General features: G+C 70.0%; 14 protein-coding genes. 5 read left to right on the top strand and 9 right to left on the bottom strand.

The window, feature by feature from the left end:
• Positions 1 to 640: 640 nt before the first annotated feature.
• The 5 genes from OG736_RS45540 to OG736_RS45520 all read right to left on the bottom strand — a co-directional run bounded on the left by OG736_RS45540 (position 641) and on the right by OG736_RS45520 (position 5,274).
• On the bottom strand, positions 641 to 1,504 hold the full coding sequence (locus OG736_RS45540; RefSeq protein WP_327188066.1) for a hypothetical protein: 864 nt from the start codon (positions 1,502 to 1,504) through the stop codon (positions 641 to 643).
• Positions 1,501 to 2,406 (bottom strand): sigma-70 family RNA polymerase sigma factor, encoded by a 906-nt coding sequence (locus OG736_RS45535; protein WP_327188065.1) that lies wholly within the window; start codon positions 2,404 to 2,406, stop codon positions 1,501 to 1,503. The genes OG736_RS45540 and OG736_RS45535 overlap by 4 nt, the downstream gene beginning before the upstream one ends.
• A complete protein-coding gene (locus OG736_RS45530; RefSeq protein WP_327188064.1) occupies positions 2,403 to 2,621 on the bottom strand; it encodes a hypothetical protein in 219 nt (72 codons plus the stop codon). Before OG736_RS45530 ends, OG736_RS45535 begins: the two co-directional genes overlap by 4 nt.
• A gap of 656 nt (positions 2,622 to 3,277) precedes the next feature.
• Positions 3,278 to 4,624: a tetratricopeptide repeat protein gene (locus tag OG736_RS45525; protein WP_327188063.1), complete on the bottom strand. Its 1,347-nt coding sequence runs from the start codon at positions 4,622 to 4,624 to the stop codon at positions 3,278 to 3,280.
• Positions 4,625 to 4,683: 59 nt separating this feature from the next.
• Positions 4,684 to 5,274, bottom strand: a complete 591-nt coding sequence (locus OG736_RS45520; RefSeq protein WP_327188062.1) for a DUF6417 family protein — start codon at positions 5,272 to 5,274, stop codon at positions 4,684 to 4,686.
• A 253-nt stretch (positions 5,275 to 5,527) separates the two neighbouring features.
• On the opposite strand from OG736_RS45520, the gene OG736_RS45515 reads away from it, so the two are divergent.
• The gene (locus tag OG736_RS45515; RefSeq protein ID WP_327188323.1) at positions 5,528 to 6,196 is read left to right on the top strand and encodes an HNH endonuclease family protein; all 669 of its coding nucleotides are present in this window, start codon (positions 5,528 to 5,530) and stop codon (positions 6,194 to 6,196) included.
• 61 nt (positions 6,197 to 6,257) lie between these two features.
• Positions 6,258 to 6,614 carry a hypothetical protein gene (locus OG736_RS45510; RefSeq protein WP_327188061.1) on the top strand — a complete coding sequence of 119 codons (357 nt, stop codon included), beginning with the start codon at positions 6,258 to 6,260 and terminating at the stop codon, positions 6,612 to 6,614.
• 101 nt (positions 6,615 to 6,715) lie between these two features.
• On the opposite strand, the gene ku is transcribed toward OG736_RS45510, so the two are convergent.
• From ku to OG736_RS45495, 3 genes are all read right to left on the bottom strand, one after another.
• On the bottom strand, positions 6,716 to 7,630 hold the full coding sequence (ku, locus tag OG736_RS45505) for a non-homologous end joining protein Ku (RefSeq protein ID WP_327188060.1): 915 nt from the start codon (positions 7,628 to 7,630) through the stop codon (positions 6,716 to 6,718).
• 177 nt (positions 7,631 to 7,807) lie between these two features.
• On the bottom strand, positions 7,808 to 8,815 hold the full coding sequence (locus OG736_RS45500) for an NADP-dependent oxidoreductase (RefSeq protein ID WP_327188059.1): 1,008 nt from the start codon (positions 8,813 to 8,815) through the stop codon (positions 7,808 to 7,810).
• Between the two features lie 177 nt (positions 8,816 to 8,992).
• A complete protein-coding gene (locus OG736_RS45495; protein WP_327188058.1) occupies positions 8,993 to 9,724 on the bottom strand; it encodes a TetR/AcrR family transcriptional regulator in 732 nt (243 codons plus the stop codon).
• A gap of 147 nt (positions 9,725 to 9,871) precedes the next feature.
• Between OG736_RS45495 and OG736_RS45490 the strand changes: the two genes are divergently transcribed.
• The 3 genes from OG736_RS45490 (at position 9,872) to OG736_RS45480 (ending at position 13,174) form a co-directional block, all read left to right on the top strand.
• Positions 9,872 to 10,924, top strand: coding sequence for an alcohol dehydrogenase catalytic domain-containing protein (locus OG736_RS45490; protein WP_327188057.1), 1,053 nt, complete (start codon positions 9,872 to 9,874; stop codon positions 10,922 to 10,924).
• Positions 10,925 to 11,096: 172 nt separating this feature from the next.
• Complete coding sequence (locus OG736_RS45485; RefSeq protein WP_054244995.1) at positions 11,097 to 11,567, top strand: DUF485 domain-containing protein; 471 nt, start codon at positions 11,097 to 11,099, stop codon at positions 11,565 to 11,567.
• Positions 11,564 to 13,174, top strand: a complete 1,611-nt coding sequence (locus OG736_RS45480; protein WP_327188056.1) for a sodium/solute symporter — start codon at positions 11,564 to 11,566, stop codon at positions 13,172 to 13,174. Before OG736_RS45485 ends, OG736_RS45480 begins: the two co-directional genes overlap by 4 nt.
• 845 nt (positions 13,175 to 14,019) lie before the next feature.
• On the opposite strand, the gene OG736_RS45475 is transcribed toward OG736_RS45480, so the two are convergent.
• Positions 14,020 to 14,253, bottom strand: a complete 234-nt coding sequence (locus OG736_RS45475; RefSeq protein WP_327188055.1) for a hypothetical protein — start codon at positions 14,251 to 14,253, stop codon at positions 14,020 to 14,022.
• Positions 14,254 to 14,750 lie beyond the last annotated feature (497 nt).

Below are 14,750 nucleotides of genomic sequence, written 5' to 3'. Positions count from 1 at the left end.
TTGTGCGCCTCGGCGAATCCGGCCCGCCACTGCTCGGGGGCGGACTGCTCGTCCCAGACCAGGTCGGAGAACCGCCACCACGCCGACGACAGCAGCTTCGTGCTCGCAATGCGCGCTCTACGCCTCCCCGGCGTACGGCTTCGCGGCGCTGCTCGCGGTCGGCGTGCAACTGCTGGCGCTGCTGACGCCCTTGACCGATCAACGGAGACCCAGCCGCCGGCCACGGCTCCGAGCGCGCCGATCGCCGTGCCCACCACGCCCACCACGCTCGCGTCCATGTGCAGGTTTGGATCTCGGCACCGAGACCTCGGCCAGGGTGTATCCGGTCTGTGCCCTGCGCGCCAAGGCCGAAGACGCTTGGTCCGCCCCCTGCTGGGCTCGCCGCCCTGGCGCTGGTTACCTGCCGTGAGTCGCTGATCACGCGAGCTCGCCAAGCAGTGGGGGCGCATACTGGGTGCCTGCGCAGCTTGGCTCAGGCATGCGGTCCGTCGGGAAGACCACAGCGAGCAGCCCGATGGGCCGTCGGGCGCCCGCGCCATGCGGGTGCGGGCGAGTGTCGCAGCCACATGGATAGACCGGGGCACGGCGCCCGGGATCTGCCTCATGGTCCGGCTCAGGCCCCGGGCGCCGTGAGGTGATGTCACCGTGACCTTGTTGCAGCTTCTCCCAGCTGCGGGTTCACCTCTTGAGTGGGCTTGCCGACGGAGGGGCGGGGTGCGGGCTGGCCTGAGTCGGGCCGGGGGCGTGCGCGGGGTCCTGGCCGTGCGGGGAGGGTGGTGTAGACGTCGGGCCGGTTGGCGGCCGATGCGAGCAGGGTGCTGATCCGGCGTGCGAAGTCGGGGCCGGGCATCGGCAGTTCCGTCTCGGGCTGACGAAGGTAGCCGATTGCGACGGCGCTGGGGACGTAGGTCATGAGTGCGGTGACGGAGGCGGGGCGGGGCCGGGCGGTGTACTTCGCGAGGTGGCGAAGGACTCGCAGGATCGTGGTGGTGGAGGTGCTGGTGACCCGGTGCTCGGCCGCCCGCCACGGCCCCGGGGGTTCCGGGTTCGGTTGGTGTTCCTTGACGGGGAGGCCTGGCGCGGGCTGGACGTCGTCGGTCTGGCGGTGCCACCAGTCGGCCGCGTCGCTCTCGCCCAGGGCCAGGTGGTGGAGGTAGAGGCAGTACGCGGCGGCGGCCTGGCCGGCTCCGGCGGCGTACTGCCACCAAAAGCGTGCGCCGTCGCTGGTGTCGGTCAGCTGCAGGACGCAGGCGAGGATCAGGGCGCTGCGGGGTTCGGGGACCTGGTCGGTGACGAAGTTGGCGACGGCGGTGGGCGGGGTGTGGGTGACGAGGGTTTCGCACAGTGCCCGCAGGTCCTCGGCTGCTGCGGTGGAGGTGCTCGCGCCGCCGGGCGGGCGGGCATCGGTGCTCGTCGGCGATGCGGACGCCGCCACGATGTCGCTGGGCATGGTGCGGTCACGGACCAGCAGGGCCCTGGAAAGGATCTCTTCGATGCAGGTCATTCGGCGTTCCCTTCGGTCTCGGGCGGCGGGCAGATGACGCTCTGCAGGAAGTGGACGGCGTGGCGCTCGTCGGAGCGCACGGTGGCCAGCGGGACCCCGAGGAGGGCGGAGGCGTGCTCGGCGGGGATCCCGCACAGGCGGCGCAGCACCATGACGTCGAGCTGGTGGTCGGGCAGCCGGCTCATCGCCTTGAACAGCTGGAGGCTTTCGGCGATCTGGTCGAGGCGGTCGGCTTCGGTGGTCAGGGACTGGAGGGCGACGGTGTCGAAGGCGGCGCCGCCCAGTTCGGGCCGGCCGTCCAGGTGCAGGGTCCGGGTCATGACGGTGGCGCGCAGGACGTTCCAGGCGAAGCTGCGGGTGTCCGGGCTGGCGAGTGCGTCGTTCCAGCACAGCCAGAGGATGTCGAAGGTGTCGGAGACGGCGGTGTCGCGCTGGTCGTCGTCGAGGAAAACCTGGGCGTAGAGGCCGTAGTCGTACTCCACCAGCTCGCGGAACGCGCGGTGGTCCAGCGGCGGCGCCGTGTGAGAGGTCGTCAGCGCGCCCTTCTGGCCGGAGCGTTCCACCCACTCCCGGCTCTTGTGGGCCTCGAACGCCGCCTGGCGCCACAGCCGGTACAGGGGCCAGCCGGGCATCTCAAGCTCTGCGGACAGGCTGAGGACGATCTCCCAGCGCGGATACAGTCCGGTTCCGCGCAGCAGCTCGGAGATCTTCGACTTGGCGAGCAGAACCCGCAGGCTGAGCTCGCTCAGTGTCAGACCGCTGCGCAGGTACGTCTCCCGCATCGGCTCCAGCCAGGCGCGGTGGGCGCTGCCCACGTTCTCCGCGATCGGCCCCAGCTTGCGCCCGGGGCGCACGGGGGCCGGACTGGCCGGCGGTACCGGGGGTTCGCAGGGCGTCGTCACGGGGCGTCGTCCTCCTTGTCCGGCACCGCCGCCACGCGGTGTCCCGAGGCCGGCGCGGCCTGCGTGCGGGCAGCGTGGACGATCTGCTGCACGGTCAGCCCGAGGGCCGGGGCGAGCGTGGCGACCGCTGCCGTCTGGCCGATCGCCACCATCACCACACTCCAGACGAACACCGTGGCCGTCGCCATGATGATCACCGTCTGCTTCCGTTGCATCCAAACTCCTCTGGTGTCGGCCATATCCCGTACGGCCCATCCGGAGGCCGCAGGGCTCCCCGGAGGACGGGTGCCGAAGCCGCCGACCGGGAAGAGCAACCAGCATGGCCACAGAGGAAGTTGCTACGCCACGTGATCACTGATTCACGGAACAATGACTGTCACAGGGCGGCGCCGGGCGCGCACGGATGACCGCTCCGGCGCAAAGAACGCCAGGTACGGCATGCAGGAGGGTGGAAGTTCCCGGTTCACCTTGAAATTGCACGGCGTACCCGCGTCAATGGAACAGGACGCCTTCGGGTGTCGGCCTTCCATCCGGAAGGGCCCGCTCCCGTGCCGAGAACTGGGGAGCGAGCGTCACCCGCTCCCGCCCGGCCGCTGTAGGAGGCCGGGCGGGAGCGGAGCGGTCCACCAGGACCTCTGCGACCGTAGCCCAGACCACTGACAACCGCTTACCGGATCGCAGCCAACGGCTACCGATCGTCCGCTGCGCCGCCATGGCGCGGGGTAGGACTCACAGCGCCCCTGTCAGGCGGAGGCCGGACAGCGCGAAATCCAGGCGGAGCTGGTCGCTGAGGACACCCCGCCCAGGCCGGATGAGAGCCGCACCGCCTGCGAAATGGCGCCGCAGCCCAACCCGGGTAACGGGCTGAATCTCAGAACGGGGGATCGTCGTGCCAGGGGCCGTCCGGCAACTCGCGCGGGCTGGGGGCAGGCGGCAGGAGGATGGCCAACGCGTCCTCGACGCGACCGAGGTCGATGAGATAGCCGGCCAGGTCATGGTGGTTCGAGGAGGAGTGCTGTTCGAGGACGGCGACGGCCTCCTCGGTACGTCCGGCGCCGGCGAGGAGCTCGGCGATGTGTGACGCCGCGTACCAAGTGGCGCCCTCGGGGTGGGAACGGGCCTGTGCGACCGCTTCGTCGACGCCGTCGCGGGCGGCGATCAGCGGCAGCCGTATCCGGTACAGGTCCCACTCTTCTTCGCCCCCGCGGGCGGCGGCGAGGGCGTCGAGGTGTGCCAGGCCTTCCTCGGGGCGTCCCTGGTCGAGGCACAGCTCGGACAGAGTGTGGAGGATCCAGTCGTCCCCGTTGCGGGCGTCGGCCTGGGCCCGCATCACGTCGATCGCTTCGCTCCCCCGGCTGTGCCGGGCCAGGAGCTGCGCGAGCTCGAAGGCCGAGTTGGGGTCGCCGGCCACGGCTTGGTCGGCCTGCCGGTAGGCCGCGATCGCCCCTTCCACGTCGCCGGCCTCCTCCAGCAACCGCGCGAGGTGCTGTACTGCGCGCCCTGAGTCGTCAGTTGCCGCCATTGCCCGAAGCTCGTCGAGCCGGCCGTGCCGTCCCAGGACCGCGGCCAGTTGCTCACGGTTGTTGAGCAGGCTGGTGCTGTTGGCGCGCAGCAGGGCGATCGCCTCGTCGGTACGGCCCTGGCGCTCGCGGATCGTGGCCAGGTACCCGAATGCCGTGTCGCGATCGATGCCTCGGCAGCACCACGGGAAGTCGGTGCACTGGTGTTCGGTCCGGGCGGCGACCAGCGCGGCGGCTTCCTCGTCGCGGCCGGCGGCGCCCGCGACGTCGACCAAGATGCCGAGGGGCAGTTCGCCGATGTGCCGGCGCAGCAGGGTGAACGCCTCCTCGGCGCGGCCGTGCCGCGCGAGCAGGCGCGTGTAGAACTCCAAAGCCATCGGGTGTCCGGCCTCCATGCGGACCCGGGTCATCTCGATCGCCTCGTCGACGCGGCCCCAACACTCCAGCATCTCGGCCGCGGCTGCGACAGCCGTCCACCAGCCGGTCGCCAGAAACGGGGCGAGCACCTCCAACGCGTCGGCCTGCCGGCCCTGCTCCCCGAGCAACCGCGCCCACGCCAGCGCACAGAACCACTCCCCGCGTCCGGCATGCAGCTCCACCACGTCGACGTGACGCCGTTCGAGCAGCCGCGAGACCAGCTCCGGCGAGATGCACCCGGACCGCGTCCGGACCCGGTATTCAAGATCAGTAGCGTCCACGGCCACGCACCATAGCGCTCGCCTCCGACACCCTCTCCGCCGTCACGGCACCTGCACCGTCACGAGATGGCAGCCCACCCGTTGCTCTTCGGCCCCGGGGCGAACTGGACTTTGTAATCACGGCCGAAGCGGTTGGCCTCCGCCGCGGACCCGGTCAGGCGGTGCAGCCAGAATCCGTAGGCCGCCGATTCCATCTGCTCCTGAGTCAGATGCAGTTGCCAACGCCGCGCGCCCCGGTCGTACACGGCCGTACGGACTTGCTCGGCAAGGCCTGTCGCGGGCGGTGACTTCAGCTCGCCGATCAGGCCGACGAACACCCGCAGTGCTGTCATCTGCGAGGGCGCCAGCTCCACCAACCGCTCCCCCGGCCCCGGCTCCAGGGACATCGGAGCCGGCCGGACCCCGGCGTAGGCGAGCAGGTCGTGCCCGGTCGCCGACAAGCGGACCGCCCAGCGCACCGGACGGCCCTCCCATGCCGACAGCTCCGCACGCGTCTCCCGGTCGGCGGTGTCCACCAGCCCCTCCCCCGCCAGAGAGCGTGCGCGTCGCTGGAACGACGGCGCCGCAGCATCCAGCACCCAGCCGTGTTCGGCCTTCTCTTGGTACGCCCACACCGCCCGGAGCGCCTCGAGCGTCCTGTCTCCCTGCACCTCGCCACCTCATACCGTCATCGACAGCGGCCGTACGGCCGGCCTTACGGCAGACACGAGCGTGCCGCACCGTCCGAAGTGCTCGAGGTGTTCGCTGCCGATCTCATGCGATCGTGTGACTTGCCCACCGCGCGGGTGAAGCCTGAGCCGAACAGCCGTCACGACGCCGACACGGCCACTACGAAGATCACCAACCGCTTTGTGATCTTCGAGAGGACCCGTCTCCGTGCGCCACCCCCACACCGCCGGCGTGATGGCCGCCGCGCTGTCCGCGCTCGCCGCCCTGCTCGCCCCCACCGCCTACGCTGTCTCTCCCGCTCCTGCATCGCACCGGCATGCCCCTGGCGACACCGTCGCTCTCCCCGTCCGCGACGCCCTGGCCGGGCTCACCGTCCAGGACGAGAACCGCACCGGATACGAACGCACCAAGTTCCGGCACTGGATCGACGCCGACCGCGACGGCTGCAGCACCCGCAACGAGGTCCTCCTGGAGGAAGCCCTCACCGCCCCCGAACAGGGGGTCAACTGCACGCTGAGCGGCGGCACCTGGTACTCGCGCTACGACGACACCGCCTTCACCCCGGCCCGCGCCCTCGACATCGACCACCTCGTCCCGCTCGCCGAATCCTGGGACTCCGGCGCCTCCGCATGGACGCCGGCCGAACGGCAGGCCTACGCCAACGACCTCGACGACCCCCGCGCCCTCATCGCCGTCTCCGCCACCAGCAACCGGTCGAAGGCCGACCAGGACCCGGCCACCTGGCAGCCACCTGCGGAGGGCTACCGCTGCACGTACGCCACCGACTGGATCGCCGTGAAAATCCGCTGGGGGCTTGCCGCAGACGCTGCCGAACAGGCCGTGCTCAGCGAAGTCCTCGATGGCTGCCCGGACACGGTCATCGAGGTCGTCCGAGCCCGCTGACTTCAGCAGACGACCCGGGCGCAGTTGGTGATCTTTTCCGTCTGAGATTCGTTGGACGGGGGTGAAACTGTCGCCGAAAGCCATGCCCGGGGTGGAGCAGTATGCCGAGACGGCTGCCGAGAGCGCCTGCCACCTCGCCGATTTCACCGGGCCGGAGAGCTGGAGCCCGGCGGCCGCGGACGACGCTCTGGATGCGATCGACACCCTCGCAGGGGCGCTGTCCGCGCTCGGGCCGGACGTCGCGGCGGCCCTGGCGACGGTGGCGGCCGCCACCGCCAATGCACGCCGGCAGCTCGGACTCGGCGACGACGAAGGGGCGGCGGCCAGGGTGGAAGTGCCGGCTCGGCGGCGTTCGGCACAGCGTTCCCGGCGGCGGGGGCTGGGGCCCGGATTCAAGGGGATCCGTATGGATGGCTGACTAGAGGCACGCAAGGCCGTTGGCCAAAACGCGAAGAGCCCCCTGCGCGGAAGCAGGCCAGGACCCTTGCGAGGCGCCCACACTTGGCACCGGCGGGTAACTCAGGCGCTCCGGGGCCGCCGTGCGCCCGTCTTCTTCGCCGCGGCCTTTTTGGCTGGCTGCTTCTTCGCAGCCGTCTTACTGGAGGCCGCCTTCTTCTTCGGCTTCGGAAGCTCGTGCACGTCGGCGTCCTCACCGCGGGAGGCCTTCGCCTTGGACACGGACTCCTCAAGCGCGGCCATCAGGTCGAGGACGCGGCCCGGCTTCTCCGGCTCGGGTGTCTCGGGGAGTGGCTTCTCCTCCCGCTTGGCTTCGATGATCTTCTCCATGGCCTCGGTGTAGGTGTCCTTGAAGTCGTCGCCTTCGAGGTCGTCGCGGGACATGGAATCCATCAGGGCGAGCGCGCCCTTGATCTCCTCCTCGGAGACGTCCACGGGCTCCGGGAGGAGCTCCGAGGGGTCGCGGATCTCGTCGGGCCAGTGCATGGCGTGCAGGACGATGGCGTCGCCGCGGACCCGGAGCATGCCGAGCCGCTCACGCCCGGACCACGCGTACTTGGCGATGGCCACCTTCGACGAGCGCGCCAGGGCCTCGCGGAGCAGCTTGTAGGGCTTGGCCGCGACCTGCCCGTCCGGGGAGAGGTAGTAGCCCTCGCCGATTCTGATCGGGTCGATGTCGTCGGCGGCGACGAAGGCGTCGATCTCGATGGCCTTCGCTGTCGGCAGCGGCAGGTCGCGCAGTTCCTCGTCGCTGATGGCGACGACCTGGTCCTTGGCGTACTCGTAGCCCTTGCCGATCTCGGCGTTCGACACCTCGCGGTCCTCAAGTTCGCAGATCTTGCGGGTGCGGATCCGGCCCATGTCCTCCAGGTGGTACTGGTGGAACTGGATCGAGTGGTTCTCGGTGGCGGACTGGACGTGGATCGGAACGGTGACCAATCCGAACGAGATAGCGCCGGACCAGATGGTTCGGGGCATGGCAGACCTCCGCAGCAGGCCCCGAGCAGTTCGAGCCTACGAGGGGCGCGCGCTGCCCGCACCAGCTGAACCCGGGCTGGCTTCGGCCTGACCGACCCTGTCGGTGGACGCCTCCGCCCTCGAGCGCGGCACCGTCCATGGGTCGTGACCGGAAGGCGGTCTGGCGCTCGACGGCGGTCATGCCAGCTCCAGAACGAGCTTTCCGACGTTCTCCCCGCGAAAGAGCATCTGCAGCGTCTCGGGGAAGTCGTCCACGGTCCCCCTCACCACATGTTCCTTGACCTTGATCCGGCCGGCGCCGATCCACGCGGAGATGTCCTGCGCGGCCTGCGCGTAGCGCTGGGCGTAGTCGAAGACGACGAAGCCCTCCATACGGGCGCGGCGCACCAGCAACGAGAGATAGTTGGAAGGGCCCTTGACCGGCGTGTCGTTGTTGTACTGACTGATCGCGCCGCAGATCACGACGCGCGCGTGCATGGCCAGCCGCGTCAGGGCGGCGTCGAGGATGTCTCCTCCGACATTGTCGAAGTAGACGTCGATGCCCTCGGGGGCGTGCCGCCGCAGCGCCTTCCTGACGTCCTCGGTGCGGTAGTCGATCGCGGCGTCGAATCCCAGTTCGTCGGTGAGCATGGCGCACTTCTGCGGCCCTCCGGCGATGCCCACGACCCGGCAGCCCTTGGCCTTCGCGATCTGACCGGCGATGGTGCCGACCGCCCCGGCCGCTCCCGACACCACGACCGTCTCGCCGTCCTTCAGTGCCCCGACGTCCAGCAGGCCGAAGTAGGCGGTCATGCCGGGCATGCCCAGCGCGCCGAGATACGTCGAGGGCGGGGCGAGGGAGGTGTCGATCTTCATGGCGCCCTTGCCGTCGGAGACCACGTACTCCTGGACGCCGAACGTGCCGACCACGTGATCGCCCGGTCGGAACCCGGGGTGGTTGGACGCGGTGACCTCGATGACCGATCCGGCGCGCATCACCTCGCCGATGCCTACCGGCGGCAGGTAGGAAGGACGGTCGTCCAGCCAGCCCCGCATGGCCGGGTCCAGCGAGATGACGCGCGTCCGGCCCGCGAACCGACCCGGCCCCGGGTCGTCGACGGTCCCTGAACAGTGCTCCCAGTCATCGGATTCGACCTCGCCCACGGGGCGGGCTGCCAGACGGATCTGGCGGTTGGTCGCAGACATCGCGGCTCCTGTCATTCGCGGCTTTGCCGCAGAGTACCGACCAGTAGGTATGCCGAGCTGCATGACGTTCACCACATGTGGTGCGCGCGCCCCTGCCCGCCACGCACCGCGCCGGACGGGTCAGCGAGTCGAGATCCGCCACTCGAACCGGCTCCGGCTCCGCTCCGGCTCCGGCTCCTAAGGTCTCGCTCGTGCAGTACTCGTGCGGTTCCGCTCGCGCAGCAGTCGTGCGGTCTGCTCGGACACCGGCGCGGCCAGCAGTGCGGTGACCAGGTCGACCAGTCGGCTGGTGAACAACCGGTCGTCTTCGCGAGGGCGGGCAGCGGCCCGGGCGGCGAGTTCGGCGTGGCAGAAGCGCATGGCGGTGAAGCGGGTATGGAACACCGCGGTCGACTCGGACGTCAGCAACGGCTCCAGCAGGCGCCGCCAGGGATAGATGCTCGACTCCTCCGTCACGACGACTTCGACCAGGGGTTCGGGGCGATTGAGCAGTTCGGCCACGATCTGCAGGAACTCGCGGCCGCCGTCGGGGTCGGCGAGTTTCGCGGCCGCAGGCAACACCAGTGCGGCGGCCAGGGATCGAAGGTCGGCGTCGCCGCCGCTGCCACTGTCGCTGTCGCTGTCGCTGTCGCCACTGTCCTCGTACTGCTGCAGCAGCACCTCCCGGCGGGCGTCCACCGCGGGAAGGTGTTTGTCGAGCACGGCCCGCAGCAGACCCGCCCGGTCGCCGAAGTGGTACTGCAGGGCCATCGCGTTGCGCTGGCCGGCGGCCCGCTTGATCTCGTTGAGCGACGCACCGTCGACGCCCTTCACCGCGAACAACCGCTCCGCAGCCCGGATGAGCGTGCCGCGGGTGTCACCGGCCTTCCGGCTCCGAGGCGACGTGGCTTGCGTCTCATGTGCTGTCACGGATGCCCATGCTAGCGTCGCCCCGCCGAACTAATACGCATGCATTAATCCTTGATTAAAGCGCCTTGATGCGCCGCGGGAGCCAGGCAACCGCTCCGGAATCCCTGTTCTGCACGGCGCCGCCCTGCGCCGGGATGGAGGCATCCATTGAAGACTCTGACCTACCACGGCCCCCAGGACATCCGGTACACAGACGTACCCGACCCGGCCGTCACCAGCCCCACCGACGCCGTCGTCCAGGTCACCACGGCCGGTATCTGCGGCAGCGACCTGCACATCTACGGCGGCAACGGGTTCAGCCCGGACACCGGTTACACACCGGGACACGAGTGCGTCGGCGTCGTCGTCGACACCGGCGACCGGGTCACCCGCTTCAAGCCCGGCGACCGGGTCATGGTTCCCGCCTCGGTCGGCTGCACTCTGTGCGCAACCTGCGCGAGGGGACTCACCGCAAGGTGCGAGCGAGCCCATGCCCCGAGCGACCTCTGCTACGGAGTGAGCCCGCGGCTTCCGGGCAGTCAGGCCCAGGCGCTGGCCGTGCCCCATGCCGACATCAACCTGGTGCACCTGCCCGACGGCATCTCCGACGAGGCCGCCGTCGTCCTGACGGACAACGCGCCCACAGCCTGGTACGGATGCCGCCGGGCCCGCATCCAGCCCGGCGAGACGGTACTGGTCATCGGCCTGGGCCCGGTGGGCCTCATGGCCGCGCAGTCCGCCTTCGTGATGGGCGCCGCCCGTGTACTGGGCGTGGACCTGGTCGCGGAGCGCCGTGCCTTCGCCGCCACCCTGGGCGTCGAACCGGTCGAGGGCGACGACGCGCGGGCGGCCGTGAGGGAGATGACCGCCGGACGCGGGCCGGACGCCGTGGTGGAGGCCGTGGGCTCGGACGCCACCATCGAGCTCGCCCTCAAGGCCGTCCGGCAGGCGGGACGCGTCAGCGTCGTCGGCGTCAACCAGAACAGGGCCTTCCCCTTCCACATGGGACTGGCCCAGGTCAAGGAGCTGGAGTTCGCCATCGGGCTGTGCTCGATCCACTACGAGCTCCCCGCCCTGATACCCCTCACCCAGGCCGGCCGCATCACCCCCGAGGTCGTCATCTCCCACCGCTTCCCCCTCTCCCAGGGCCCCGCGGCGTACGAACTGTTCAACAGCCGCGCCGCCGGCGTCCGCAAGGTCCTTCTCGACCCCACGCGTTGATCGTCCGACGGGGGCATCCGTTCGACCTTCCCCGCCGGGGGGAACCACATCGCCCCCCAAACGTGACCCCCAGCGGACAGACACACATGCCAACCGGTCGGTATGGTGCGCCGCCAGAGCCATGACGACCCGTTCGTCCCCAGGGATCCGAGCCGCAGTGGAAGGCCAGGCGATGACATACGCCGACGAGAACCGCTATCCCCCGTCAGCGCCGGCCGGATGGCCGCCGCCGTACTCCGAACCCCGGACATACGGACGCGACGTCCCCCGGTACGACTCGTACGGGCACGTCCCCGGGGACGGGTCGTACGAGTCGTACCGGCAGCACGAGACTCATCAGCCCGGTGCCGACCTCGCCGTTCTGCGCTCGGCCTACCGTCGGCTGCGTCGAACCGCCACGCTCGCCGCGCTCGGTTCCTTCGTGGTGTACGTCGTGCTGTCCTGCTTCGCGCCCGGGCTGATGGGGGCCACGGTCGCCGGAGAGCTGAGCCTGGGAATGGCCCTGGGGGTCTTCCAGCTCGTCGTCACCTTCGCGGCGGTCTTCTGGTACGGACGCAGCGCGCAACGCTCGGTGGATCCGTTGGCCCGGGCCGTCCGAGAGCGCGCGGTCCCCACCGGCCGGAACGCGGGGGTGACGAGATGAACGACTCCGGAGCACAGGCCACCGTCCTGGTCCTGTTCACCACGCTGGTCACCGTCACACTCATGATGTGCGTCATGACGGGGCCGGACCGCGACGACCTGACGAACTTCTACACCGGCTACCTCTCGCTCACCCCGCTCAAGAACGGTCTGGCGATCGCGGGCGACTACATCTCGGCCGCCACGGTGCTGAGCACCACCGGCATCATCGCGCTTGCCGGATACGACGGCTATGTCCTCGCGGTCAGCACCGCCCTGTCGCTGGTACTGCTGATGTTCCTGCTGGCCGAACCCCTGCGCAACGCGGGCAGGTTCACCATGGGCGACGTCCTGGCCCGCAACATGCCGGGACGACCTGTGCGGATCGCGGCCTGCGTGGTGACGCTCTCGGCGACCCTGCCCTTCCTGGTCGTCCAGCTCTCCGGGGCCGGGTCGCTGCTCACCTTCATCCTGGACATCCCGCACGTGGCGGGCGCCAGGACGGCGTGCATCGTCATCGTCGGCAGCCTGATGATCATTTATGCGGCGATCGGCGGCATGAGAGGCACCGCCCTCATCCAGATGGTCAAAATCATCCTGCTCCTCGGCACCAGTCTCGTCGTCGCCGCTCTCGTACTGAACCGCTTCGACTGGAACCCCGGCGACGTCCTCAGGGCCGCCCAGCACGGCAGCGGCGCAGGCCCCGCCTTCCTCCAGCAGGGCCTCCAGTTGGGCACCTCGACCGTCGACCGGCTCGACTTCGTCGGTCTTCAGATCACCGTGGTCCTCGGCGTGGCCTGTCTGCCCCACATCACGATGCGTCTGTACTCCGCGCAGGACGTGCCGGCCGTGCGCCGCTCCATGTCGTGGGCGGTCGGCACAGTCACCACGTTCTGCCTGCTCGTGATCGTCATGGGGACGGGTGCGGCGGCGCTGGTGGGGTCGCGGTACATCACCGCGGCGGACCCGCACGGCAGAACGTCGCTGCTCATGCTGTCGCAGGCGCTCGGCGGAGCCCCGGGCTCCGCAGCCACGACGATCCTCTATTCGGCCGTGGCGGGCATGGTCTTCATCACCCTGCTGTCGTCGGTCGCGGGGATGACCCTGGCCGCGGCCTCGTCGCTCGCCCACGACCTGTTCGCCCACGCGGCGCGGCGGGGACATGCGCCACCGCGCACGGAGATGACGGTGGCGGCGTGGACGAGCGTGGTCGTGGGAACCGTGGCGATCGTGCTCTCCATCCTGGTCCAGCACTGGGACGTCGGCGTGCTGACCACGCTGGCCATCTGCATAGGCGCCTCTGCCGTGGCGCCCGCGCTCACGTTCTCCCTGTTCTGGCGGGGATTCACCCGCACCGGTCTGCTCGCCACCCTCTACGGCGGCGCGGCCTGCGCCCTGCTGTTGATGATCTTCTCCAAGGCTGTCTCGGGCACGCCGTCCGCGGTCTTCCCCGACGCGGACTTCCATCTGTTCCCCATGCAGTCCACCGGGCTGGTCTCCATCCCGTTCGGCTATCTGGCGGGCTGGCTCGGCAGCCGTCTGGACCACCGCAACCGCGCAGCCGACAGCCACGAGAACCGGCGGCTGTACGAGGAGAGCGAGGCACGGCTGCTCGCCGCAGCCGAATGACCTCGACGGCGGGCAGAGCCGCGCCCGCCCCGCGGACCGGCCTGTGCCCATGCCCGTCGTATACGCGACACGCTCGTACGCGGGGGCACGGGAGGCCGCTCTCATCCCCGTGCAGAGCGCGCTCCACGCCCCTGTGCCCGCCGGAACCCCGGCACGGCCGGTCAGGCGGGCGGGCCGGTCACTGCTTGTTCGGTCCACACGGTCTTGCCCTCGCGCGTGTAGCGGGTACCCCAGCGTTCGGTCACCTGGGCCACCAGGAAGCCGTCTGCCTCCCGGTGGGGAGCCGGGAGGCGCGGTGGGCCCCGCCGCCCACGGGACGGCAGGGCCCAGCAAGGGGGATCCACCCGGGGGTGAAGCGGGATCCCACCGGCACACCATGCACCACAATCCAGCCAGTGGGATAGATCGCGGCCGGAAGTATGCGATGTCAGTGCCCCCAGCGAGCAGCAGAAGGCCGCGCTTGAGACCGCCGGCTGCACCGGCGTGGAGACCGTGACCGTCAAGCCCGGGGAACTCCCCGAACCGCGGCGCTAACGCAGGGAACTCAAGCGGCGCGCGGGGCGGTCAGGGGACGTAGGCGTCGCGCCAGGACCCTCCTCCCGGCGGCGTGCACGCCCTGGCCGGACTTCGCCACAAAAGACGCGTGCCGTACGACCGGGGTAAGGGGCTGCGGCGCGCGCCTTCAGCGGCGCAATTCGTCTTCCCTGCTTCGTTGCAGGGTTGGACTGCTGGCGCGCAGCTCCATCCTCGGCGAGCACGGTATTCGTCGTCGGCGGTTGAGCCCACCCGGCGGTGCCGGCGGATCGCGTCTCCGCACGAGCTGCCCGCGGAGCGGATTTGCCGCTCTAGGCTGCGGCCTGCTCCGGATGCCAGGCTTTGGCCCGTACGGCAGCTTCGATGCCGAAGCGGGGCTTGTCCTGCTCCTTGGCGTGGGCGGTGACGGCGGCTTGGGCTTGCGTGGCCAGATCCCGCCAGTGCTGCCAGGCCGTCTCGTATGTCTCGGTCTGCTGCGCAGTCCAGGGCGTCGCCGTGGGCCGGCCGTAGGTATCTCCCAGTTCCAGGACCCGGCTGTGTGCCACGACGACGGATCCTATGTCGGTCGTGCCGGGGGTTCCGACACCTCGCCGGACGCGCATGTCCTACGGCGTGTTCTCGCCCTGCGCCGTCCACGTCCGAAGCACCCGCTCCCGAGCGCCCGTCTTCTCGATAGGTGGACCTCAACCTTCGGGTCCTTGGTGTAGAGCCCGACCCACTCCGTGTACCGGCTCTCAGTGGGGCCTGGTAGCGCCCACTCGCCTTCTACGGCCGGCCCATCAGCTTCGAACCTCAACCGGACGAGATACGAAGTCGTCATCGTGCCCTTCTCTCAATTTCACACCAGTCTGTCGATGATCCTCCTCGCTGTCGCGCGCGACCAGCTGGTGACGTTGGGGGTGGCCTCTCCAGCCCCGACCTCCTCGAGCAGTGGGACCTGATGGGTCCGTCCCCGGGAACTGCCTTCCCCGCCTACTGGCGTGACGCGCGGCACAGGCGGGGATTAGTCCTCGCGGCGAGGCCCCAGCCCTCGGCCCCATTC

This window comes from Streptomyces sp. NBC_01334, from assembly GCF_035983595.1.
In the GTDB taxonomy this organism is placed as follows: Bacteria; Actinomycetota; Actinomycetes; order Streptomycetales; family Streptomycetaceae; genus Streptomyces; species Streptomyces coriariae.
This window is presented reverse-complemented; position numbering and strand designations above follow the sequence as displayed.

Bases quoted from the DNA above. Each gene is read 5' to 3' on its own strand.
- OG736_RS45540 (WP_327188066.1), bottom strand. From the start codon at position 1,504: ATGACCTGCATCGAAGAGATCCTTTCCAGGGCCCTGCTGGTCCGTGAC.
- OG736_RS45500 (WP_327188059.1), bottom strand. From the start codon at position 8,815: ATGTCTGCGACCAACCGCCAGATCCGTCTGGCAGCCCGCCCCGTGGGC.
- OG736_RS45530 (WP_327188064.1), bottom strand. From the start codon at position 2,621: ATGCAACGGAAGCAGACGGTGATCATCATGGCGACGGCCACGGTGTTC.
- ku (WP_327188060.1), bottom strand. From the start codon at position 7,630: ATGCCCCGAACCATCTGGTCCGGCGCTATCTCGTTCGGATTGGTCACC.
- OG736_RS45480 (WP_327188056.1), top strand. From the start codon at position 11,564: ATGAACGACTCCGGAGCACAGGCCACCGTCCTGGTCCTGTTCACCACG.
- OG736_RS45485 (WP_054244995.1), top strand. From the start codon at position 11,097: ATGACATACGCCGACGAGAACCGCTATCCCCCGTCAGCGCCGGCCGGA.
- OG736_RS45515 (WP_327188323.1), top strand. From the start codon at position 5,528: ATGGCCGCCGCGCTGTCCGCGCTCGCCGCCCTGCTCGCCCCCACCGCC.